Consider the following 21,452-nt stretch of genomic DNA (forward strand, 5'->3'; position numbering starts at 1 on the left):
GATTTTCATGAGACAGAATATAAATTTTGGAAAACTTCTGCATGGCGGAGATTACAATCCGGAACAATGGCTGGAATATCCGGAAATTCTGGAACAGGATCTTGCGTATTTCAAAAAAGCGAAAATAAATGAAGTTTCCCTCGGCATCTTTTCCTGGGCATTCCTGGAGCCGGAAGAAGGCGTGTTTGATCTGGAATGGCTCAAAAAAATGGTAGACCGCCTGTATGAAAATGGAATTTCTGTCATGATGGCTACACCGACAGCGGCAAGACCGCGCTGGATGGCACAGAAATATCCGGAAGTACTCCGCATGGATGCGATGCGGCAGAGAAATCTGTACGGAGAGCGTCATAACCATTGCTATACCTCGCCGGTGTACCGGGAAAAAACGAGAAAGATCAATACAAAACTGGCAGAAGCGTTCAGGGATCATCCAGGTGTCATTGCATGGCATATTTCGAATGAACTAGGCGGAGAGTGCCATTGTCCGCTCTGCCAGGAGGCATTTCGGAACTGGGTAAAACAAAAATATGGCAGTTTACAGGCCTTAAACCATGCATGGAACACGGCGTTCTGGAGTCATACATACCAGAGTTTTGATCAGGTGGAGAGTCCGTCGCCAAAAGGAGACGCATCGCTGCACGGACTGAATCTGGACTGGAAACGATTTGTAACAGATCAGACAGCCGATTTTGTGAAATGGGAGATCAGCGCGCTGCGGGATGCCGGTGCCAAACAGCCTACGACCATCAATATGATGTATGATTTCAAGGGACTGGATTATCACAAGTTTGCCGACATTGTTGATTTTGTTTCCTGGGACAATTATCCGACCTGGCACAAAGAAGCGGAAGCAGTTACGGCAGCAGATACGGCGATGCAGCATGATATCATGCGCAGTATCCAGAAAAAGCCGTTTTATCTGATGGAGAGCTGTCCGTCCGCAACAAACTGGCAGCCGGTCAGCAAACTGAAAAAGCCGGGCATGCTGCACGCCGCATCCATGCAGGCCGTGGCGCACGGATCGGACAGTGTCCTGTATTTCCAGATGCGCCAGAGCCGTGGGGCTTCCGAAAAGTTTCATGGAGCGGTGATAGACCATTATGGAGGAGATGACACCCGTGTATTCCGGGAAGTGACAAAGGTAGGAGAAACCCTGGCGCAGATGCAGGAACTTTCCGGTGCCATCTGCAGTCCGAAAGTGGCTGTGATTTATGACACCGAAAACCGGTGGGCACTGGAAGATGCGGCAGGGCCACGGAATCAGGGCCTGTTTTACAAAGAAACCGTGGAAAAATCATACCGCGCCTTCCGCAGACTCGGCCTGGATGTTGATGTCATCGATGAAACGCAGGGTCTTTCGGACTATCAGATCGTGGCAGCGCCTGTGGTTTATCTGCAGCGGGAAGGATGGGTGGAAAAAGTACGGCAGTTTGTGGCCGGAGGCGGCACTTTCCTGGCAACGTACTGGTCCGGAATTGTAGATGAGACGGATCTTTGTTTCCTTGGCGGAACGCCGCACGGACTGCTGGATGTAATGGGACTTCGGAGCATGGAGATTGACGGCCTGTACGATGGGGAATGGAACGAAGGAGTTCCGGTCCCGCAAAACCGTCTGCATCTGACCCGGACGTACCGGTGCAGCAATCTCTGTGAACTGGTGAAACCATCGACAGCAGAAGTGCTGATGACTTATGGAAAAGATTTTTATGCAGGAATGCCTGCACTGACAGAAAACCAGTATGGCGCAGGAAAAGCATATCAGATCTGTGCCGGTTTTGAACAGGGTCTGTACGATGAGCTCTGCGGAAAACTGGCAGAAGAAGCAGGTGTCACATCGGTGGTGAAAGAGATTCCGGATGGCGTGGAGGTTACAACGCGCGAAAAGAATGGAATCCGGTATGTGTTCGTACAGAACTTTAATCGGAATGCCGTGGAAATCAAACTTCCGGTCGAACAGTATCCGGTGTGGAACGGACAGTATGATGGAACAATCGGAAGCTGGGAAACAGTGGTGCTGAAAGAAAACAGTCCGAATTTCCGGGAAAAATAGAAAATAAAAATGTCTCAAAACAAAAGACTGGTTTTGAGACATTTTTTTTGCAAAAAACAAACGAATATCAGGCGGTTTCGGATTCTTCGGCGGAGAGTTTTTTCTTATAATTTTCTCCCCAGCTCCACATGGCATCCATGATTGGCTGTAGGCTGTAGCCCAGGTCGGTGAGGGTATATTCTACCCGCGGCGGAACTTCTGCATAAACTTTACGGCTGACGAGCCCGCTCTGTTCCATCTGACGGAGCTGGCTCGTCAGAACCTTCTGGGAAACGTGACCGATGGATTTTTTTAGTTCGCCAAAACGTTTGGTGCCCGGCATCAGATCACGGAGAATCAGGACTTTCCATTTATCACTGATTAAGGTTAAGGTAGTCTCTACCGGGCAGGCCGGGAGATCGGCTAAAGATATTGCGTTTTTTTCAGAAACTGACATAAAAAACCTCCATTTCATAAAGATTTTCTTGTAAAAGTAAGCACGGAAAACCTTGTATTTACACAATAGTTTCCTTTTGGTAACTACAGCATAATATTGTGCTTACTTTACGTTAAGACGCTTTGGGCTTATTATAAAGCCATCGAAAGAAAAAAGCAATCCTTTCGAGAAAAAAGGTCTGGAGCGCATTCGAAAAAGGCCGAAACCAAATCATAAGAAACAAGCTCAAAAACAAAATCAAAAAACGAAAATGGAGGACATCATCATGAGTAAAGTAGTAGAATTCTTAAAAGAAAACCCAGTACAGTATTTAGCAACTGTAGGACGCGATGGAAAAGCAAAATGCCGTCCGTTTATGTTTATTGGCGAAATGGAAGGAAAACTGTGGTTTTGTACCAACAACACAAAAGATGTTTATAAAGATATGCTGGCAAATCCGGAAATTGAAATTTCCACTTCCAGCCCATCCTATGCATGGATCCGTCTGAACGGAAAAGCTGTATTTGAAAACAATATGGCTGCAAAAGAAATGTGCATGGGAAATCCGATTGTAAAAGGCCAGTACCAAACCGCTGACAACCCGATTTTCGAGGTATTCTATCTGAACAATGCACACGGTGTAATCGCAGACTTTTCCGGAAACCCGCCGTACGAGTTTTAATCTGTCGCTATGAATTTGAAGTAAAAAGAGAAAGGAATCTGCCGCTATGGAGAGAAATGATTATCTGAAGATGTTAGTAGAGGAGATGCACTCAACCACGATGGCGACGATCGGTGCAGACGGTCATCCACAGACCCGTGTGATCGATATGATGCTGTGGGACAAGAAAGGAGTGTATTTTCTGACGGCAAAAGGAAAAGCCTTTTATGCACAGCTCATGGAGCAGGGCTATGTGGCAATTTCTGCGACGAAAGATAAAAAAGCAGTCTCTCTCCGCGGCAGAATCCAGAACATCCACAGTGAAAAGCTGGATGAAATTTTCGGAAAAAATCCATACATGCAGAAAATTTATCCCGGCGATACACGCGCGGCACTTGAGGTGTTCCGCGTGTACGAGGCCGAGGGAGAATACTTCGACATCAGCGATCCGTCGCATATCGTGCGGGACACGATCCTGATCGGCGGCGCAGAGCAGTCGATGGCTGGGTACGAGGTGGGAAACGAATGCATTGGCTGCAAGCTCTGTTTTTCAGTCTGTCCGCAGAAATGCATCGACATCACCCGCATCCCGGCCGTCATCGACCAGCACCAGTGCCTGCACTGCGGCCGATGCGCGGAGACGTGTCCGAGAGGAACGATTCGCAAAAGAGGGCAGTAGTCCCCTTATTTTAGCTACAGATTTTATGGGAATAGTGATAAGATAAAGTCTATAGAAACGATGGAAATGAGGGAATAACATGAACCAGAGTGAACGAAGAAATTTTCTGATCCAGTCATTGCTGGAAGAGAGCCGGGAGTACCGCGGAATGCAGATTCCGTCTGACAGCACCGGGCAGAGACAGCTTCTGCGGGGGCTGATGAATGTGCGCATGGTGAAAAAGAGCAGTGCAGAATTTCTGAACATTCAGGATGCGTATCTGCAGGAGGAGACGGCAAAAAAGGGCGTGACGAATGTCGACGACCTTACGCCGGTGCAGCAGGGGCTGTATCTCTGGCAGGGCGATATCACCGCGCTCCGGTGCGATGCGATTGTGAATGCGGCGAACAGCGGGATGACTGGCTGTTACGTGCCGAATCACCGGTGCATTGACAACTGCATCCATACGTTTGCGGGTGTGCAGCTTCGGCTGTACTGCGAGGAGATGATGGAAGCGCAGGGCCATGCGGAGCCGACGGGGCAGGCGAAAATCACGCCGGCGTATAATCTGCCGTGCCGCTATGTGCTCCACACGGTTGGACCGATTGTGGGCGGCCATCTGACGGAAACACACTGCCGGCAGCTGGCGGACTGCTATCGGTCGTGCCTGTCACTTGCGGCGGAGAACGGACTGAAAAGCGTGGCGTTCTGCTGCATTTCCACTGGAGAATTTCATTTTCCGAACGAGAAAGCAGCGGAGATTGCCGTTGCGACGGTGAAAGAGTTTCTGGCGCAGAAAGAGACGAGCGTGGAGAAGGTCATTTTCAACGTGTTCAAGGACCGCGACCGGGAGATTTATGAGGAGCTGCTGGGAGAAAAGTAATCGCTGAAGAATGGGGAACAAAAGCAGAAAGAAAAGAAGAGGTGAATTTGTGATGTTTGAAAGTTGGAAAGAAAGAGAATTTGAAAAAAAGATGGAGCGTTTTCGCACCGCACTGCAGGAAAAAAACACGATTTTAATAGGAGCCGGGGCTGGGCTTTCGACATCGGCCGGATTTACCTACAGCGGTGAGCGGTTCCGGAAATATTTTGCAGATTTTGAACAGAAATACGGTTTCCACGATATGTATTCTGGCGGCTTCTACCCTTACGATACGCTGGAAGAATACTGGGCGTACTGGAGCAGATACATTTACATCAACCGTTATCAGGACGCGCCAAAACCGGTTTACCAGAAACTGCTCAGCCTGATGAAAAATAAGAGCTATTTTGTCATCACCACAAATGTAGACCACTGCTTCCAGAAAGCCGGATTTGATAAAAACCGTTTGTTTTACACGCAGGGAGATTACGGCCTGTTTCAGTGCTCTGAGCCGTGCTGCAAGGAAAAGTATGACAATGAAGAAATCATTCGAAAGATGCTGCTTGCCCAGGGGTATCAGATCCTGGAAGACGGAAGCCTTGTTCCGCCGGAGAACGGAAACCTGAGCATGCGGATCCCATCCGAACTGGTGCCGTACTGCCCACACTGCGGAAAACCGATGAGCATGAATCTGCGCGCGGATGACACGTTTGTGGAAGATAAAGGCTGGCATGAGGCATCCAGCCGACGCATCGATTTCCTGCTTCGTCACAACAGAGGCCATATCCTGTATCTGGAACTCGGCGTGGGATACAACACGCCGGGAATCATCAAATATCCATTTTTCAGCATGACAGCAGAAGATAAAGATAATCTTTATGTCTGCATCAACACCAGCGATATGCGTGTCCCGGATCTGATCCGTGACAGAGCGGTGTGCATTAAAGGGGATATTGGGGAAGTGCTGGATCGGATCTGAGACGGAAAAACATATAATATTCGAGAAAATTAATCACGTCACTTACGTGACGAGATGATGACATGATTGACGAGATAAATTCAACAGAGTTGCATACCTGCCTGCTGGAAATCACATTGCTGCCGCTGGCACATTACTGGCATTTCTGGTACGGCCCGCTGGATGCAGCCATCTACGGATCCTTTATCCTGGGAGCAAAAATCCTGTGGCACATCGTCGATTTCGGACAGAGTATGCGGACCGCAGCCGAAGTAAATGAACAGCTCCGCAGACGACGCATGGAGACGGTGGAGGAAAGAAGAGAAAAAATGAGAAAACGGCACTGATCTGTAAAAAGATCGGCGCCGTTTTTTGCATAGGATAGGAAGGACTACTGTGCCTTCTGTGCAATCTCTTCATCGGAAATCAGATTGCTGTGATATTCGATTTTTCCCGACAGGACATCATCGTAAAAATTCTGTTTCCAGTCGATATAATCGATGGCTTTCTGCAGTTTTTCCATCGATGCGAGCAGCGCTTCTTTTTTTACCGCGAGAATTTCTTTACGCTCCGGAATGGAGGATGGACCTTCGAGGCAGTAGGCGAGATATTCTTTCATTTCCGCCAGCGTCATGCCGCAGCGCTTCAGGCAGCCGAGGCTCTGGATCCATTTGATGTCGCGGTCGTCGAAAACGCGGTAATTGTGGCTGTCACGTTTTACGTTCGGGACGAGGCCTTCTTTGCAGTAAAATTTCAGGGTTTCATACGACATGCCTGTCTGAACGCAGGCTTCTTTCATGGAATACATCATGCATACCTCCCAACAAAGTTCATAACAGAATTGAATCGGTAGTAACTACCGGGTAAGATAACCATAGTATAGAATTCGAACTTTGTCAAGCGATCAGCTCTTCAAATTTTTTCTGTTCCATCGGTTTATAATAATAGAATCCCTGCAGCTCGTCGCATCCTTCGGCGATCAGAAAATCTACCATCTCTTTCGTCTCCACACCCTCGCAGACAATCCATTTGTCTGTGCGTTTTAAAAGATGGAACATCTCTTCCAGCACAATTTTTCCTTTTTCGGAGAGGCCCGCCGAGAGGAAATGTTTGTCAATTTTAACTTCATCAAACAGAATATCCTTCAGCGAATTTAAGGACGAATATCCAGACCCAAAATCGTCCATGGAAATGCGGATATTCCGGTCGTGGAAGAAGCGGATCGCCTGCTTGTGATAGGCGGAAATCTTTTCCCGCACCACGGCCGGATCCTGCCAGGTGATATCGATAATGCCGACAAAGATATCGGAGTGATAGCGGTTCACAAAGAGTGTCTGCGGAAAGAGTTCCAGCTTTTTCAGGATGAAATTCAGAATGTTCGTACCCGTCTCATAACCCCAGTAATCGTTGAGCAGATGAAAATTGTCGACATCCGTCATCAGAAAGGCGTACTGTTTTTCTTCGCTTCTGTTATTGAGAAGCGTAAAAATTTTTTCTTTAGAATCGAAATCCTGGCCCCGGGAACAAACCCCAGCGACTCCAGATAATGGCGCTGCTTTTCCTGGCCGCAGATTTTATTGATGGCGTAAAACTGATTGAAAACGGTTAAATTTAAAGGCATGCAGGACCTCCTTTATTGCGAGAGTGCATCAAGTTAGAATTGCCTAACGGATAGTATAGCATAACATATTTGGAACAAAATGGAAAACTTTTTCTTTGAGAAATTTTTTCAAAAAAGCTTTTATGGGGACGGACGTATTTTAACGTTTCTTATTTTGGGGGAATCATGTATAATGGAAATGAAACATCAGTGACAAACTATGACATGGGAAAAGGAAGAGAAAACAATGAAACATAGAATAAAAATCCTGCTGCTTGCAGTTCTGATCGCAGCGCTCTGCAACTGTATGCTGATGATCGGGATGACCAAAACGAAAGAGAAGAATACCATTCCAAAAGATGCAAGCCTGATCTGCGAAGAAACCGTATCGCCGAACAAGGACTATATTACGGATGAAAAAGACCTGGTAAATTATACCGTGCGCGTCTATCAGGAAAAAAACAACGACATCATCGTCTATGCGGAATCCAATTCGCCGCTGTTCGATGAAGCACAGTACATCGTAATATGCGACCACGCCATCACTGCCGACGATGTCCATATCAAATGGACAACCCTCATGGGCAGCACCGAAGCGAGCGAGAAAGATGAGATCGGACTCGCACACGTTTCGATCTCAAAAGACGGGGAAGTGTTCAATGAAAAGACGATCAGCTTTGTGGCGAAAGCGGTGAATGCGGTTACGGATGTGATAGGGTAAAGAAAATAGGATAACAAAAAAGAAACGGGCAACTCCCTCTGCATGAGACGATTAACTTTACAAGAAAAGAAAAAAATATCCCCCCACCCGGCTTGTGAGAGCCTGAAATATCAAATATAATGAACGAACAGTACATGGATCAGGCGCGCAGATCATGGGAGTACAAAGCAAAAAAGCGGTCAGTCCGGGTAAAAACGGTCTGAAAATGGGAGGAAAAGGATGAAAAAGAAAATATTATCTTTGATGCTGATGGTGTCTCTTGCAGCATCCCTTGCGGCATGCGGTCAGGACAGAGGGAAAAACAGCAACAGTACAGATTTGTCGAAAACAGAGACGGAAGCTTCTTCCGGCCAGACAGGGGAGGAAGAGACGACCCTGGTTTACGGTTCTGCTGATTATACCAGGATTAATCCGGCGATGGATGAGCACGGTGAAATTAATCTACTGCTGTTCAACGGACTGACCGCACACGATGCGGATGACAACATTGTTCCGGGTCTGGCAGAAAAATGGGAGTACGATGCAGAAACCTGCACCTACACCTTTCATATCCGGGATGGCATCCAATGGCATGATGGAGAAAAATTTACGGCGGATGATGTGAAATTCACCATCGAAGCGATCATGGATCCGGAAAACGGATCTGAAAATGCACCAAATTATGAGGATGTAGAAGAGATTACAGTTATAGATGACAGCACCGTTTCCTTCCGCCTTTCCGAGCCGAACGTGGCTTTCCTGGAATACATGACGATGGCCATCCTGCCGAAGCACCTGCTGGAAGGTGAAAATATGCAGGAGTCGGATTTCTTCCGAGCACCGGTCGGAACAGGTCCGTACAAGCTGGAAAGCTGGGATGAAGGCCAGTCGATCGTTCTGACAAAAAATGAAAATTATTACCTCGTGCACCAAAGATTGACAAGGTCATTTTCAAAATTGTACCGGATGATAATGCACAGGCAATGCAGCTGGAATCCGGCGAACTGGATCTGGCGCTGCTTGACCCGAAAAATGCACAGAATTTCAAAGAAAAAGACGGTTTTACCTGCTACGATATGACAACGGCAGATTACCGCGGAATTTTATTTAACTTTGCAAATGATTACTGGACGAAAAACAGAGACATCATTCCGGCGGTATGCTATTCTATTGACCGTCAGGCGATCATTGATTCTGTACTTCTTGGCGAGGGAATGCCGGCATACAGTCCTCTGCAGCGTAACATTTATAATAACGAAAATGTAGAACACTATGATTACAATCCGGAAAAAGCACAGGAAATTCTGGAAGCGGCCGGATGCACCAGAAACAGCGATGGTTTCTATGAGCGGGACGGCGAAGAAATCGGTTTTGTCATCAGCGTGATGTCCGGTGAGCAGGACCGCATTGATATTGCCCAGGCAGCAGCACAGCAGCTCCGGGAAACCGGAATCAACTGTACCGTAGAAATTCCGGCACAGATGGACTGGGGCGGACAGATGGCCTGTCTGATCGGCTGGGGAAGCCCGTTCGATGCGGACGATCATACATATAAGGTTTTCGGCACGGACAAAGGGGCGAATTATTCGAGCTATTCCAATGAAAAAGTAGATGAGTATCTGTCTCTTGCCCGCCAGAGTGACGATCCGGAAGTGCGGAAAGAATATTACGGAAAATTCCAGGAAGAACTGGCAGAAGATCCGGCCTATGCATTCATCTGTTATATTGATGCAAATTATGTGGCAGATTCCGGTATTCAGGGAATTTCCAAAGACACGGTGCTGGGCCACCACGGCGTTGGTATTTTCTGGAATATTCAGGACTGGACAATCGAAGAATAAAAACAAAAAAGCAGACGAAGGAGGTATGGTTACCTCCTTTTTGTCTGTACAGGAGAAAAACGGAATGAAGGAACGATTAAAAGTGGAACATCTTTCCGTCAGCTTTTTTACGGATGAGGGGGAAGTACAGGCGGTCCGCGATGTCAGCTTTTCCCTGAATGCAGGTGAGGTGCTCGCTGTTGTAGGCGAGTCAGGCTGCGGAAAAAGTGTGCTCTGCAAAAGCATTATGAAGCTGCTGCCGGAGAATGCAAAGATCAAAAACGGAAAAATTCTGGTCAATGGAGAAGAAATTGCAGGATACGGGGAGCGAAGAATGCGGGAACTGCGGGGAAAACTGTTCTCGATGGTTTTCCAGAATCCGATGACTTCCTTAAATCCGACGATGACAGTCGGAGCGCAGATTGCAGAGGCAGTGCGGGCGCATCAGAAAGACATGGGAAAAGAAGAAGTGGAACAGAGAGTGACAGAACTGATGCAGCTGGTGGGAATCGAGCAGGCAGAAGAGCGGAAAAAGGCATATCCGTATCACTTTTCCGGCGGAATGCGGCAGCGGATCGTACTGGCGATTGCGCTGGCGGGCAATCCGGAAATTCTGTTTGCTGATGAGCCGACGACAGCGCTGGATGTGACGATTCAAGCACAGATTCTGGACCTGCTTCGGGAAATTCAGAAAAAACTGGGAACGGCGACGGTCTTTGTCACACATGACCTTGGCGTTGTAGCGCGGATCGCAGACCGGGTAGCGGTCATGTATGCGGGAAAAATAGTAGAGATTGGAACCGTGGATGAGATTTTCTATGATCCCCGTCATCCGTATACGTGGGGACTGCTGCGTTCCATACCGGCGTTTTCGAGGGGAAAAGAAAGCCTGCCGTCTATCCCGGGAATGCCGCCGTCTCTTCTCCATCCGCCGAAGGGCGATGCCTTTGCCAGCCGCAATGCTTATGCGCTGGAAATTGATTTTGAGGAGGAGCCGCCGATGTTCCGGGTCACAGACAGCCATTATGCGGCAACATGGCTGCTGGATGAGAGAGCACCGAAGGTTGTGCCGCCGATAGGAGGAAATACAGATGGAACATGAGATTTTGCTGGATGTGCGTCATCTTACCCATATTTTTCCACTGTCCCGGAAAACAGCAGTCAAGGCAGTCGATGATGTATCGTTTCAGATTCGAAGAGGAGAAATTTTTGGACTGGTAGGAGAATCCGGTTCCGGAAAATCTACCGCTGCACGCTGTGTGATGAATATTTATCAGCCATATGCCGGCCAGATTTATTATAAAGGGATTGATACCTGCGACAGAGGCCAGTTCCGGAAAAATAAAAAAATGCTGCAGACGACACGCCAGATGATTTTTCAGGATTCCGGTTCCAGTCTGAATCAGAGGATGAAGGTCCGCGACATTATTGAGGAGCCGATGCGCGTGCAGAAAATCCGGCCGCTGCGGGGAAGCTATGAGGAGGAAGCCAGATTCCAGATGAAATACGTGGGGCTGGATCCGGAATATCTGAAAAAATATCCGGGAGAATTGTCCGGCGGACAGCGGCAGCGCGTTGCGATTGCACGGGCACTGACGATGGAGCCGGAGCTTCTGGTGGCGGATGAACCGATTGCATCGCTGGACGCGTCGATACAGGCACAGATTGTGAATCTGTTCCGTCATCTGCAGAAGGAGCACGGTTTTTCGTTCCTGTTTATTGCGCATGATCTGGATATGGTCGAATTTCTGTGTGACAGAGTAGGTGTGATGTACCATGGAAAACTGGTGGAGACCGGCCCGGCGCGAGCCGTGTTTGAAAATCCGCTGCATCCGTATACGAAAGCACTGATCGCGGTCATTCCGATTCCGGATCCGCGAAGGGAAAGAGCGCGAGCTGTACCGGATTTTTCCAATACAGAATTTCCCCGGACGGGAACACTGCGGGAAGTGGAAAAAGATCATTTTGTGCTGATGGAGGGAGGCGATGCAGGATGAAAAGCCGGAACAGAGTGCTTTACTATGGAAAAAAAGCAGCGGCATTTCTGGCAAGTGTTCTGCTGCTGTCTGTGCTCGTATTTTATATTTCAAGGCTTGCGCCGGGAGATCCGCTGGTATCATATTACGGAGACCGCGTGGAAAAAATGACGCCCGAAGAAAGAGTGTGGGCCGAAGAAAAATTGGGACTGAAGGATCCCATTTCCGTACAGTATATCCGCTGGGCAGGCAATGCGCTGCAGGGGGATTTCGGAATTTCGTACAAATATAAAATGGATGTAACGCGCGTGATCGAGGGAAGAATTGGAAATACGCTGGTGCTTGGCGGCATTGGGTTTCTGCTGATTTTCACCCTCGCGCTGCTTCTTGGAATTCTCTGTGCATGGAAGGAAGATACATGGCTGGACCGCATCATCTGTAAGGTGGGAACCATCACGGGATGTATTCCGGAATTCTGGCTGTCGCTGCTTCTGATTCTTGTTTTTTCCATGCAGCTCAAATGGCTGCCGAGTTCCGGTGCCTACTCTGTTGGAAAACAGGCAGATTTTTCTGACCGTGTCTGTCATCTGATCCTGCCGATGACGGTCGTAGTGCTGAGTCATTTGTGGTATTACGCATACATGATCCGCAATAAAATTCTGGATGAAGTGCGGGAAGAGTATGTGCTTCTGGCAAGAGCCAAGGGGCTGAAACGAAAGACGGTTCTGTTCCGGCATTGCCTGCGGAATACGATTCCGTCGTATCTTGGCATCATGGCCATTTCTGTTCCGCATGTGCTGGGGGGAACCTATATTGTAGAAACGGTTTTCTCGTATCCCGGTATCGGAACGCTGGCGTATGAGAGCGCACGGTACAAAGATTACAATCTTCTGATGCTGCTTTGCCTGATGTCCGGAATCGTTGTGATTCTATGCAATATGGCGGCACAGATCATCAACGAGAGAATTGATCCGCGGATGCGGGAGAAAGAAGCGGCAGAAACATCGGAGGTAATGATGCTGTGACAGAAAAAACACAATTATTTCAATTTGCAGGAGAGAGGCCTGCAGAAAAAACAGAAGCAGAAAAAAAGAAAAAATGGTATCAGGACGGCCGGTGGCAGCAGGGCTTTTTCTGGGTCTTCTTGTGCTGGGCTGCCTTTTCTGTCGGCAGATCATGACGAAGGATCCCTCATATATGGATCTGAAAAACTGTTCCGTCATGCCGTGCCGGGAATTTCTGTTTGGAACCGATACGATGGGAAGAGATATTTTCTCGATGATCTGGTACGGCGGCAGAATATCGCTGGCGATCGGTCTGCTTTCTACGCTGATTTCCACTGTGATTGCCGTTCTCTTCGGCGCAGTCAGCGGATGTGCACCGGCGTGGCTGGACGCACTTCTGATGCGGCTGACCGAGATCTTTTTGTCGGTGCCGAATCTTCTTCTTGTCATTTTTCTTCTGGCCGCTGCGGGAAAATCCAATGTGATTACGATTTCTGCCGTGATCGGAATGACAAGCTGGACAAGCATTACAAAGGTTGTGCGGACCGAAGTACGGCAGATCCGGAACAGTGAATACGTGATTGCGTCGCGCTGTATGGGAGGCAGTTTTTTCTATATTTTATGGCACCATCTGGCACCGAACTTTTTTTCGTCTATTATGTTTATGGTGGTTATGAACATCCGAAGTGCGATTGTAGCAGAATCCACACTGAGTTTTATGGGAATCGGTCTTCCGCTGGAGGTGATTTCCTGGGGCAGCATGCTGTCACTTTCGGAAAAAGCGCTGATGACAAAGGCATGGTGGATCATTCTGATCCCGGGTGTTTTTCTGATTGTGACGCTGCTTAGTTTTACAAGCATTGGAAATTATCTGCGAAAGCAGGCAAACAGAAAACAGAGAAATCTGTGAGCTGTTCAGAGAGGCTGCGGTCTGTGGGGAATCCCTGCAGACTGCAGCTTTTTTGTCTTGCAATCAAATACAGGGATTGCTATAGTGAAAAGCAGAAAGAGTATTTTAATACCTAAAAACAGCGGGAGGAGAAGGAAATGCTGAAGAGTCAGGAAATGCGGAAACTTGCACCGGAGATGGATCCGCTCCGGATTGGAACAGGATGGAAAAAAGAGGATCTTGAAAAACCGCAGATTATGGTGGAGAGTACGTACGGGGACAGCCACCCGGGAAGCGGCCACTTGAATCTGCTGGTCGAGGAAGTGCGGAAAGGCGTTGCGGAAGCGGGGGGCTTCGGGGCGCGGTATTTCTGCACCGACATCTGTGACGGCGAGAGCCAGGGAACGGACGGCATCAACTACAGTCTTGCGAGCCGCGAGATGATCGCCAATATGATCGAGATCCACGCGAATGCGACACCGTTTGACGGCGGCGTCTATCTGTCGAGCTGCGACAAGGGTATGCCGGGCAATCTGATCGGCCTTGCGCGTGTCAATATTCCGGCGGTTGTTGTGCCGGGCGGAACGATGAATGCGGGACCGGAGATGCTGACACTGGAGCAGCTTGGCATGTACAGCGCAAAATTTGAGCGCAGTGAGATCGACGAGGAGAAGCTCGACTGGGCGAAATGCAATGCCTGCCCGAGCTGCGGTGCCTGTTCGTTTATCGGAACGGCATCCACGATGCAGATCATGGCGGAGGCACTCGGCCTCGCCCTGCCTGGAAGCGCTCTGATGCCGGCGACAAGCCCGGATCTTCTGGCATATGCACGGGAGGCAGGCCGCCAGGCGGTAAAACTGGCACAGATGGAGCATATGCGGCCAAGCGATCTTGTGACGAAAGAGAGTTTTGAGAATGCGATTCTTGTCCACGCGGCAATTTCGGGAAGCACAAACTGCCTGCTGCACATCCCGGCCATTGCGCATGAGTTCGGCATCGAGATCACCGGCGACACATTCGATCGTCTGCACCGCAACGCGCGGTATCTGCTCGATGTCCGCCCGGCAGGAAGATGGCCGGCAGAGTGCTTCTATTATGCGGGCGGCGTTCCGGCGATTATGGAAGAAATCAAAGATCATCTGCATCTCGATGTGATGACAGTGACCGGAAAGACACTGGGTGAAAATCTGGCGGAGCTTCGTGAAAATGGATTTTATGAGAAGTGCAGCGGATGGCTCGCAAAATTTAATGAGCGGTATGGAACTTCAATTACAAAAGAAGATATTATCCGCCCGTATGACAAGGCGATCGGAACGGACGGCAGCATCGCTGTTCTGCGCGGAAACCTTGCGCCGGAGGGAGCCGTCATCAAGCACACGGCCTGCCCAAAAGAAATGTTCCACGCCGTCCTCCGTGCCCGACCGTTCGACAGCGAGGAGGAGTGCCTCGATGCCGTGCTGAAACATAAGGTTCAGAAAGGCGACGCCGTCTTCATCCGCTACGAAGGCCCGAAAGGCAGCGGTATGCCGGAGATGTTCTATACTTCCGAGGCAATCAGCAGCGACAAAGAGCTTGGAAAGAGCATCGCGCTTATCACCGACGGCCGTTTTTCCGGCGCCTCCACCGGCCCGGTTATCGGCCACTGCAGTCCCGAAGCTGTAGACGGCGGCCCGATCGCACTCGTCGAGGAAGGGGATTTGATTGAGATTGATGTGAAGGAACGAAAACTTAACATCATCGGAATCGCCGGTGAGCGCAAGTCCATGGAAGAAATCGATGCGATCTTAAAAGAACGCCGCCAAAACTGGAAACCGCGCGAGCCGAAATACAAAAAAGGCGTACTCCGTCTTTTCAGCCTCCACGCAGCAAGCCCGATGAAAGGGGCGTATCTGGAGTACTAAAAATACTTGCGTTTTTCTGGGATGGTCTTTAGAATTTAAGGCAGAGCAAAAAATGGAGGAAGGAGCAACAGAAAAACAAGTGAAAGAAAATACCTAAAAAACAAACGGTTCCTGTATAATGTTGCATCTCTTCAGAAAATGGTCGGAAGTCCAGATTCTGTACAGAAGAATGTGGTGCTGGAGAACAATTCGCTGTCGGCGGAGCAGATTACCGGTGTGGAAAACCGAAAGAGCAAGGCAGGCGAAGCCGTTCTTCCGGTACTGCGCAGTGTTTCGCTGTTTCTTCTCGGGCTGCTTGGCGTGCTTCTGATTCTGCTGACGCTGCTTGTGATTGCGGCGGAGGCGGCGCGGATCATCTGCCTTGGACCGGCGGCAAAGAAACAGCAGAAGGAGCGGCCGGGCAGGCGGATCCGGAGAACGGAAGCAAGAATTTACCAGTATCTTTGTCTGTGGGGCATAGATGCCGGTCTTGGCTGGAAAACAGCAGCAACCGATGCAGAACTCGCCCGCAGATTTCCGGCGATCGAGCCAGGCGAATATACGCGTGTCTGCCATCTGATCGAGAAACATATCTACGGTGAGATTCTGCTGTCTCCTTATGAGGAACGTACGCTGAACCATTTTCTGGAAAAGCTGATGGAGCCGGTACCGGGCTGCAGCTGGAAAATGCGGCTGAAGCTGCGCTATGCGTGTCTGCGCCGTGTGAATACGAAGAAAAAGAAGAGAAAGCACAGCGCTTTCCAGCAAAAATAAGGGTTAGGAAAACAAATAAAAGGAGGGTTTTACCATGAAATTTGTAACATTTAATATTCGCTGTGATTTTGGCCAGGATGGAGCCAATAATTTTATCTACCGCAGACCGCTGATTCTGGAAAAAATCAGACAGGAAAAGCCGGATATCATCGGTTTTCAGGAGGTACTGCCGCATGTGGCTGCCTGGCTGAAGGAAAATCTGACAGAATATTACATTGCCGGATGTGGAAGAGAAAAGGATCTGACCGGTGAGGCAATGATCATTGCCTATCGGAAAGAACGTTTTCAGAGTGTGAGCCTGGAAACCTTCTGGCTGTCACCGACACCGTACGTGCCGGGATCCCGCTATCCGGTACAGAGTATGTGCCCGCGTACTGCGACGGATGTGGTATTTGAGGATATGGAGACCGGAAAAGTGTTCCGCGTCATCAACACCCATCTGGATCACGAGTGCGCCGGGGCGAGAAAGCTTGGCCTGGAGCAGATTCTCGCACATCTGAGAGCAGAGAAAGCATTTGCCGATGTGCCGGTGATTCTTAGCGGCGACTTCAATGCCGAGCCGGACAGCGAAGAGATGAAACCGCTGAGGGAAACTGCCGGTCTTGTGAATGCGACGGAAGGAATCGGCATTACCTTCCACAACTATCATCGCGATGATCCGAACGATCCGCAGTGCTCGATTGACTACATCATTCTCAAAGGGGACTGGGAACTGAAAAAGGTGGAAAAATGGACGGAGCAGAAGGACGGTGTGTGCCTTTCTGATCATTATCCGATCTGTGCGGAACTTATTTAAAATATGGATGCAAGAGGCGGCCGCCGGGAGAAAAATCTTCTGGCGGCGTTTTTTTACGATAGTTATAGGAAAAACTTATAACAAGTCAAAGAAAAAAGGGAATATACAAACGCCGCATTTTCTGTTATGATAGGTTACGTTACAAAACCTATCAGATTAGTATAGAAAGAAAAATTACGAAATAACAGGAGATTATTCATATGGCAAGAGGAATTGACACAAAATGTATCCATTTAGAAGAGGACGAGGGACAGTGTAGCCACTACGGCGCACTCAGCTACCCGATTTATCAGACCGCAACGTATGCGCATCCGGGCGTAGGACAGAGCACCGGATTTGATTACAGCAGACTGCAGAACCCGACCAGAGAGCATCTGGAGAAGATGGTGGCTGTGCTGGAAAACGGAATTGATGCGTTTGCATTAAGCTCCGGCATGGCAGCGATCTCACTTCTGATGGAGCTGTTCCGCCCGGGAGACCACATCATTGCGGATTCCGATTTGTACGGCGGAAGCATTCGTCTGTTCCACCATGTGAACGAGAAAAACGGCGTCGAATTTTCCGGCATCGACTGCTGCCGTGATGACGTGGAAAGCTATGTGAAAGAAAATACAAAAGCCATCTACATCGAGACCCCGACGAACCCGATGATGAACGTAACCGACATCCGAAAGATGGCGGATATTGCAAAACGCCACAACCTGATTCTGATCGTGGACAACACCTTCATGTCTCCGTACTTCCAGAACCCGCTCGATCTCGGCGCGGATGTTGTCATCCACAGCGGCACGAAATACTTAAGCGGCCACAATGATACGCTGGCAGGCTTTATCGTGACAAACCGTGAAGACATTCAGGAAAAACTGCGTTTCCTGATTAAGACAACAGGTGCAGGTCTTGCTCCGTTTGACTGCTGGCTGGTGCTGCGCGGCATGAAAACTTTAGGCATCCGCATGGAGCGTTCCCAGGAGAATGCAGAGCAGATCGCTGCATGGCTGCAGAAGCAGAAAGCAGTCACAAGAGTGATCTATCCGGGACTGCCGGATCACCCGGGCCATGAGATTATGAAAAAACAGGCAAGAGGCTTCGGTGCTATGCTGACAATCCAGCTCGAGAGCAAAGAGTTTGCCCTTGCCATTCTGGAGAAGGTAAGAATGATCCGTTTCGCAGAGAGCCTCGGCGGCGTGGAGACACTCGTTACGTATCCGACGACGCAGACACATGCCGATGTGCCGAAGGAAATCCGTGAGCGGAACGGAATTACGGAGAGCACCCTTCGCTTCTCCGTCGGAATTGAAAATATCGAGGACCTGATCGGCGAGCTTGAGAAGGTTTTTGCAGAAATTGAGGAAGAGAAAAATGACGGAAAGAAATCTTGATTTTGACAGAATCATCAACCGAAAAAATACAGACTGTTTAAAATATGACTTCGCAGTAAAACGCGGTATGCCAGCTGACGTGCTGCCGCTGTGGGTGGCGGACATGGACTTTGAGACATCCTCCTACATCGAGGATGCGCTGGTGGAGCGTGTAAAAATGGGCATTTACGGCTACAGCGATGCGCAGACTCCATATTTTGAGGCAGTTGCGGGGTGGATGAAACGCCATCACAACTGGGAGCCGAAAGAAGAATGGCTGATCAAAACGCCAGGCGTTGTGTTTGCACTTGCGATGGCAGTCAAAGCTTACACCGCGCCTGGGGATGCCGTGCTGATCCAGTCACCGGTTTACTATCCATTTTCGGAAGTCATTGCGGATAACGGCAGAAGAGTTGTCAGCAGCACGCTGGTGCTCGGCGATGATAACCGCTATCACATGGATGTGGCGGATTTCGAGGAGAAGCTGAAAGCTGAAAACGTGAAGCTCTTTTTCCTCTGCAATCCGCACAACCCGGTCGGAAGAGTCTGGACGAAAGAGGAGCTGACGGCAATCGGAGATCTCTGCATAAAGTATGGCGTGACGGTTGTAAGTGATGAGATCCACGGAGATTTCATCTTCAAAGGCGAGCATCAGGTGTTTGCCGCAATCAAAAAAGAATACGAGGATATCACGATCACCTGCACGGCACCGAGCAAGACGTTCAATCTGGCAAGTATGATGATGTCGAATATCTTTATCGCCAACCCGGAACTCCGTGCAAAATTCCGGAAACAGCTTGACGCAGCCGGAACGAGCCAGCTTGGCGTGATGGGGCTGGTGGCATGCGAGACGGCATATAACAAGGGCGAGGAGTGGTATGAGGCAATGCTTTCCTATGTGAAGGCAAATGCAGAATTTACAAAGCAGTATGTGGAGGAGCAGCTTCCGGGCGTGAAGATGATCGACCTGGAGGGAACATATCTCGTATGGCTCGATTTTCGCGAGACGGGGCTATCCGTTGATGAACTGGAAGACCTGATTATCAACAAGGCGAAGCTGTGGCTTGACAGTGGCAAAATCTTCGGAGACTGCGGACGCGGTTTCCAGCGGATCAACATTGCCTGCCCGCGCGCAACCCTGACCGAGGCACTGGAGCGGATTCGGGATGCAATGAAAAGCAGATAAAGCCACACCGATGAGATGCGTAGCATTTTGGAAGTTGGCTCTGAACAGTGACGAAAACATGTTGAAAAGGCGCAGCTTACGGAACATCTTTTTGGGAGATATGATTTTTTTTGTGTCTCCGGTAGAGAAAGAAGAAAGCTGCGCCTCCGCATATCAAAACGAGTACTTTCACCGGAATCTGATATACCGGATACACAGAGGTATAAATGCAATGATATTCTGGCGAAGAAACTTCGCTTTCCTCAGCAGGGCTCGGGCTCCAGGAAAAAGATGCCAGAATTCGAAAATATTTTTTATCAGAAGAAAACTGGCTATAAGGAAGATAAAAATCTGGGTTTCCAGGCGTTGTGATTTTCCGTTCCAGCGTCCAGGGTTCTTCCGTGCTGTTCCGAGTCCACAATTCTGCTTTTTCTAATTCAAAAAGATACATCAGTGGATCTGTCTCCAGACGGATAAAGTCTTCTTTCGCAGTTCTTACCTGGGTTATATTTTGAAAATCGAAAACTGTCTGATATAACAAAGAACGATCTGATTTTTCCTGATAGGTGAGTACATTTGCGGCATACAGATCTTGGAAACTTTTTGTCTTTTCAGATCGTTTAAAAAAATAGAAATCGATAGGTTTGGAAGAAGTTTTTCGATACTCGTTTTCTAAACTGGATTCTATTGGCGAAGCATTTTCTGGTACGTTTTCTTTTAAAAAAGAGCACAATACCGTATCGTCATTTTCGAATGCAGTGTCTGCTTTGACTGGAACAGAAAAACAGAATAACAGGGTGAAAAATAAAAATTTGATTTTTTTCATAATGAGTTACCTCTTATTTATGGCTTTATTCAGTTGATGCCGGATTTAAAAGTTTTTTTGAATGGTTGTTCTGTACTTTTTGTTCCTGCAATTCCTAAAACATTCATAATCTGCCCGTTTTTCTACGAGTAATGGCGACTTGCTCATGATTTTACTTAAATTACTTGAAAATACCTTAAACACAATTTGCCTATCAGAGAAATTTGTGCTTCTGGATAGGCAAATTGTTACTTTGAAAGAGTAATTAGAAATTAAATGTACTTGTATGTGGTGAATGAAAGTTTAATAACTTAGGTTCATTGTTTTATATGCAGTATAGGCTGTTCCTGATGGAGAGTAGCTAATTCCACCACCGTTGTAGGAAAAAGAGATACTGTAGCCGGTTTTCTGGGGATTATATAAGTATCCCATTACAATTCTTTTATCACTGCTATTACCTGCAGTAGCGTGACAGTATGTAACACCTTTAAGCTTCATGGCATAGTCGGGTGTTCCTAGTTGACTCCCTGAAAATTCAGCACCAGATAATTGCTGATTATTTGCAGTAAGAGTTCCACCGACTTTCCAATCGTTCATAGTATTATCTTTGTACCATAATTTTCCACCATATTCATACGGTCTCATAGCAGCGCCTAATTGAAAAGAAAAACTGTCTTTTCCGCGAGGTTGTTTATTAGAAGTAAACTCGTATGTTGGATAGATATAAATGGTTGATGCATTTTTAAAAGCTGATGCAGTAAAGGAAATACCGGTTAAAGTTTCGCTACTGAGTATCGATATTTGATTTTCGATATTTGAATTAATATATTCAAAATGTTTACCTCCACTTTTTAAGTCATCCACAATGAACTGCATGACGTCATCATCCAGCTTTTCTATTTCCTTTTGTGGCATTCCGGTTTTTAATAGATATGCTTTGTTAGATAGAACAACATTATTATCTGCCTTTACATTGCAAATTACCATATTTAAGGACAGAATACAACAAATAAAAAATGCAAGACATGTTTTTAATTTTTTCATGATGAGTGGTCTCCTTTCATAAGTATTGTTGGAT

24 protein-coding genes are annotated in these 21,452 nt (G+C 48.1%); 18 read left to right on the forward strand and 6 right to left on the reverse strand.

All coding sequences use genetic code 11. The annotated features are described in order from the left end of the window. Positions 1 to 7 precede the first annotated feature (7 nt). The gene (locus DWZ60_RS06355) at positions 8 to 2,053 is read left to right on the forward strand and encodes a beta-galactosidase (RefSeq protein WP_118595793.1); all 2,046 of its coding nucleotides are present in this window, start codon (positions 8 to 10) and stop codon (positions 2,051 to 2,053) included. A gap of 67 nt (positions 2,054 to 2,120) precedes the next feature. Here the strand turns inward: DWZ60_RS06355 and DWZ60_RS06360 are convergent, their stop codons facing one another. Beyond that, the gene (locus DWZ60_RS06360; protein ID WP_117801881.1) at positions 2,121 to 2,489 is read right to left on the reverse strand and encodes a winged helix-turn-helix transcriptional regulator; all 369 of its coding nucleotides are present in this window, start codon (positions 2,487 to 2,489) and stop codon (positions 2,121 to 2,123) included. A 265-nt stretch (positions 2,490 to 2,754) separates the two neighbouring features. Between DWZ60_RS06360 and DWZ60_RS06365 the strand changes: the two genes are divergently transcribed. The 5 genes from DWZ60_RS06365 to DWZ60_RS06385 all read left to right on the forward strand — a co-directional run bounded on the left by DWZ60_RS06365 (position 2,755) and on the right by DWZ60_RS06385 (position 5,954). Beyond that, positions 2,755 to 3,150 (forward strand): pyridoxamine 5'-phosphate oxidase family protein, encoded by a 396-nt coding sequence (locus tag DWZ60_RS06365; protein WP_117801882.1) that lies wholly within the window; start codon positions 2,755 to 2,757, stop codon positions 3,148 to 3,150. A gap of 46 nt (positions 3,151 to 3,196) precedes the next feature. Beyond that, on the forward strand, positions 3,197 to 3,808 hold the full coding sequence (locus tag DWZ60_RS06370; RefSeq protein ID WP_117801883.1) for a pyridoxamine 5'-phosphate oxidase family protein: 612 nt from the start codon (positions 3,197 to 3,199) through the stop codon (positions 3,806 to 3,808). A gap of 79 nt (positions 3,809 to 3,887) precedes the next feature. Further along, positions 3,888 to 4,670, forward strand: a complete 783-nt coding sequence (locus DWZ60_RS06375) for a protein-ADP-ribose hydrolase (protein ID WP_118601282.1) — start codon at positions 3,888 to 3,890, stop codon at positions 4,668 to 4,670. A 52-nt stretch (positions 4,671 to 4,722) separates the two neighbouring features. Next, positions 4,723 to 5,628, forward strand: coding sequence for an SIR2 family NAD-dependent protein deacylase (locus tag DWZ60_RS06380; protein WP_226906349.1), 906 nt, complete (start codon positions 4,723 to 4,725; stop codon positions 5,626 to 5,628). Between the two features lie 62 nt (positions 5,629 to 5,690). Beyond that, entirely contained in the window at positions 5,691 to 5,954 is a 264-nt protein-coding gene (locus tag DWZ60_RS06385; protein ID WP_118697306.1) for a hypothetical protein, read from the forward strand. A 44-nt stretch (positions 5,955 to 5,998) separates the two neighbouring features. On the opposite strand, the gene DWZ60_RS06390 is transcribed toward DWZ60_RS06385, so the two are convergent. The 3 genes from DWZ60_RS06390 to DWZ60_RS06400 all read right to left on the reverse strand — a co-directional run bounded on the left by DWZ60_RS06390 (position 5,999) and on the right by DWZ60_RS06400 (position 7,228). After that, complete coding sequence (locus DWZ60_RS06390) at positions 5,999 to 6,418, reverse strand: MerR family transcriptional regulator (RefSeq protein WP_330421837.1); 420 nt, start codon at positions 6,416 to 6,418, stop codon at positions 5,999 to 6,001. 85 nt (positions 6,419 to 6,503) lie between these two features. After that, positions 6,504 to 7,046 (reverse strand): EAL domain-containing protein, encoded by a 543-nt coding sequence (locus tag DWZ60_RS06395; RefSeq protein WP_117801887.1) that lies wholly within the window; start codon positions 7,044 to 7,046, stop codon positions 6,504 to 6,506. Then, complete coding sequence (locus DWZ60_RS06400; RefSeq protein ID WP_117801888.1) at positions 7,046 to 7,228, reverse strand: FeoA family protein; 183 nt, start codon at positions 7,226 to 7,228, stop codon at positions 7,046 to 7,048. Before DWZ60_RS06400 ends, DWZ60_RS06395 begins: the two co-directional genes overlap by 1 nt. Positions 7,229 to 7,454: 226 nt before the next feature. Here DWZ60_RS06400 and DWZ60_RS06405 point away from each other — a divergent pair, with 226 nt between their 5' ends. The 12 genes from DWZ60_RS06405 to DWZ60_RS06455 all read left to right on the forward strand — a co-directional run bounded on the left by DWZ60_RS06405 (position 7,455) and on the right by DWZ60_RS06455 (position 19,590). Continuing rightward, positions 7,455 to 7,928: a hypothetical protein gene (locus DWZ60_RS06405; protein ID WP_117510953.1), complete on the forward strand. Its 474-nt coding sequence runs from the start codon at positions 7,455 to 7,457 to the stop codon at positions 7,926 to 7,928. A gap of 219 nt (positions 7,929 to 8,147) precedes the next feature. Beyond that, the gene (locus tag DWZ60_RS19415; protein WP_330422144.1) at positions 8,148 to 8,987 is read left to right on the forward strand and encodes an ABC transporter substrate-binding protein; all 840 of its coding nucleotides are present in this window, start codon (positions 8,148 to 8,150) and stop codon (positions 8,985 to 8,987) included. Continuing rightward, positions 8,891 to 9,748, forward strand: a complete 858-nt coding sequence (locus tag DWZ60_RS19420; RefSeq protein ID WP_330422145.1) for an ABC transporter substrate-binding protein — start codon at positions 8,891 to 8,893, stop codon at positions 9,746 to 9,748. The genes DWZ60_RS19415 and DWZ60_RS19420 overlap by 97 nt, the downstream gene beginning before the upstream one ends. 64 nt (positions 9,749 to 9,812) lie before the next feature. Continuing rightward, on the forward strand, positions 9,813 to 10,829 hold the full coding sequence (locus DWZ60_RS06415) for an ABC transporter ATP-binding protein (protein WP_055227871.1): 1,017 nt from the start codon (positions 9,813 to 9,815) through the stop codon (positions 10,827 to 10,829). Further along, positions 10,819 to 11,724, forward strand: coding sequence for an ATP-binding cassette domain-containing protein (locus tag DWZ60_RS06420; protein WP_119188790.1), 906 nt, complete (start codon positions 10,819 to 10,821; stop codon positions 11,722 to 11,724). The genes DWZ60_RS06415 and DWZ60_RS06420 overlap by 11 nt, the downstream gene beginning before the upstream one ends. Further along, entirely contained in the window at positions 11,721 to 12,728 is a 1,008-nt protein-coding gene (locus DWZ60_RS06425; RefSeq protein WP_117805026.1) for an ABC transporter permease, read from the forward strand. The genes DWZ60_RS06420 and DWZ60_RS06425 overlap by 4 nt, the downstream gene beginning before the upstream one ends. 73 nt (positions 12,729 to 12,801) lie before the next feature. Then, positions 12,802 to 13,617, forward strand: a complete 816-nt coding sequence (locus DWZ60_RS06430; protein ID WP_243038233.1) for an ABC transporter permease — start codon at positions 12,802 to 12,804, stop codon at positions 13,615 to 13,617. Between the two features lie 137 nt (positions 13,618 to 13,754). Beyond that, the gene (ilvD, locus tag DWZ60_RS06435; protein WP_117510966.1) at positions 13,755 to 15,497 is read left to right on the forward strand and encodes a dihydroxy-acid dehydratase; all 1,743 of its coding nucleotides are present in this window, start codon (positions 13,755 to 13,757) and stop codon (positions 15,495 to 15,497) included. 174 nt (positions 15,498 to 15,671) lie between these two features. Beyond that, complete coding sequence (locus tag DWZ60_RS06440) at positions 15,672 to 16,250, forward strand: hypothetical protein (RefSeq protein WP_147326136.1); 579 nt, start codon at positions 15,672 to 15,674, stop codon at positions 16,248 to 16,250. Positions 16,251 to 16,284: 34 nt separating this feature from the next. Beyond that, positions 16,285 to 17,046, forward strand: a complete 762-nt coding sequence (locus DWZ60_RS06445) for an endonuclease/exonuclease/phosphatase family protein (RefSeq protein WP_022462537.1) — start codon at positions 16,285 to 16,287, stop codon at positions 17,044 to 17,046. 200 nt (positions 17,047 to 17,246) lie between these two features. Then, positions 17,247 to 18,425 (forward strand): trans-sulfuration enzyme family protein, encoded by a 1,179-nt coding sequence (locus tag DWZ60_RS06450; RefSeq protein WP_117510969.1) that lies wholly within the window; start codon positions 17,247 to 17,249, stop codon positions 18,423 to 18,425. Continuing rightward, positions 18,406 to 19,590, forward strand: coding sequence for a MalY/PatB family protein (locus tag DWZ60_RS06455; RefSeq protein WP_117510972.1), 1,185 nt, complete (start codon positions 18,406 to 18,408; stop codon positions 19,588 to 19,590). Before DWZ60_RS06450 ends, DWZ60_RS06455 begins: the two co-directional genes overlap by 20 nt. A 76-nt stretch (positions 19,591 to 19,666) precedes the next feature. On the opposite strand, the gene DWZ60_RS06460 is transcribed toward DWZ60_RS06455, so the two are convergent. Together DWZ60_RS06460 and DWZ60_RS06465 are read right to left on the reverse strand one after the other, a co-directional pair. After that, positions 19,667 to 20,395: a hypothetical protein gene (locus DWZ60_RS06460; protein ID WP_022462534.1), complete on the reverse strand. Its 729-nt coding sequence runs from the start codon at positions 20,393 to 20,395 to the stop codon at positions 19,667 to 19,669. A gap of 282 nt (positions 20,396 to 20,677) precedes the next feature. Next, entirely contained in the window at positions 20,678 to 21,418 is a 741-nt protein-coding gene (locus DWZ60_RS06465; RefSeq protein ID WP_022462533.1) for a hypothetical protein, read from the reverse strand. Between the last annotated feature and the right edge of the window lie 34 nt (positions 21,419 to 21,452).

This window comes from Blautia sp. AF34-10, from assembly GCF_003477865.1.
Lineage (GTDB): Bacteria > Bacillota > Clostridia > Lachnospirales > Lachnospiraceae > Fusicatenibacter > Fusicatenibacter saccharivorans.

Bases quoted from the DNA above. Each gene is read 5' to 3' on its own strand.
- DWZ60_RS06425 (WP_117805026.1), top strand. From the start codon at position 11,721: ATGAAAAGCCGGAACAGAGTGCTTTACTATGGAAAAAAAGCAGCGGCA.
- DWZ60_RS19415 (WP_330422144.1), top strand. From the start codon at position 8,148: ATGAAAAAGAAAATATTATCTTTGATGCTGATGGTGTCTCTTGCAGCA.
- DWZ60_RS06385 (WP_118697306.1), top strand. From the start codon at position 5,691: ATGATTGACGAGATAAATTCAACAGAGTTGCATACCTGCCTGCTGGAA.
- DWZ60_RS06355 (WP_118595793.1), top strand. From the start codon at position 8: ATGAGACAGAATATAAATTTTGGAAAACTTCTGCATGGCGGAGATTAC.
- DWZ60_RS06460 (WP_022462534.1), bottom strand. From the start codon at position 20,395: ATGAAAAAAATCAAATTTTTATTTTTCACCCTGTTATTCTGTTTTTCT.
- DWZ60_RS19420 (WP_330422145.1), top strand. From the start codon at position 8,891: ATGCAGCTGGAATCCGGCGAACTGGATCTGGCGCTGCTTGACCCGAAA.
- DWZ60_RS06360 (WP_117801881.1), bottom strand. From the start codon at position 2,489: ATGTCAGTTTCTGAAAAAAACGCAATATCTTTAGCCGATCTCCCGGCC.
- DWZ60_RS06420 (WP_119188790.1), top strand. From the start codon at position 10,819: ATGGAACATGAGATTTTGCTGGATGTGCGTCATCTTACCCATATTTTT.
- DWZ60_RS06375 (WP_118601282.1), top strand. From the start codon at position 3,888: ATGAACCAGAGTGAACGAAGAAATTTTCTGATCCAGTCATTGCTGGAA.
- DWZ60_RS06450 (WP_117510969.1), top strand. From the start codon at position 17,247: ATGGCAAGAGGAATTGACACAAAATGTATCCATTTAGAAGAGGACGAG.
- DWZ60_RS06430 (WP_243038233.1), top strand. From the start codon at position 12,802: ATGGTATCAGGACGGCCGGTGGCAGCAGGGCTTTTTCTGGGTCTTCTT.
- DWZ60_RS06465 (WP_022462533.1), bottom strand. From the start codon at position 21,418: ATGAAAAAATTAAAAACATGTCTTGCATTTTTTATTTGTTGTATTCTG.
- ilvD (WP_117510966.1), top strand. From the start codon at position 13,755: ATGCTGAAGAGTCAGGAAATGCGGAAACTTGCACCGGAGATGGATCCG.
- DWZ60_RS06380 (WP_226906349.1), top strand. From the start codon at position 4,723: ATGTTTGAAAGTTGGAAAGAAAGAGAATTTGAAAAAAAGATGGAGCGT.
- DWZ60_RS06445 (WP_022462537.1), top strand. From the start codon at position 16,285: ATGAAATTTGTAACATTTAATATTCGCTGTGATTTTGGCCAGGATGGA.
- DWZ60_RS06405 (WP_117510953.1), top strand. From the start codon at position 7,455: ATGAAACATAGAATAAAAATCCTGCTGCTTGCAGTTCTGATCGCAGCG.
- DWZ60_RS06455 (WP_117510972.1), top strand. From the start codon at position 18,406: ATGACGGAAAGAAATCTTGATTTTGACAGAATCATCAACCGAAAAAAT.
- DWZ60_RS06415 (WP_055227871.1), top strand. From the start codon at position 9,813: ATGAAGGAACGATTAAAAGTGGAACATCTTTCCGTCAGCTTTTTTACG.
- DWZ60_RS06370 (WP_117801883.1), top strand. From the start codon at position 3,197: ATGGAGAGAAATGATTATCTGAAGATGTTAGTAGAGGAGATGCACTCA.
- DWZ60_RS06395 (WP_117801887.1), bottom strand. From the start codon at position 7,046: ATGACGGATGTCGACAATTTTCATCTGCTCAACGATTACTGGGGTTAT.
- DWZ60_RS06390 (WP_330421837.1), bottom strand. From the start codon at position 6,418: ATGATGTATTCCATGAAAGAAGCCTGCGTTCAGACAGGCATGTCGTAT.
- DWZ60_RS06400 (WP_117801888.1), bottom strand. From the start codon at position 7,228: ATGCCTTTAAATTTAACCGTTTTCAATCAGTTTTACGCCATCAATAAA.
- DWZ60_RS06365 (WP_117801882.1), top strand. From the start codon at position 2,755: ATGAGTAAAGTAGTAGAATTCTTAAAAGAAAACCCAGTACAGTATTTA.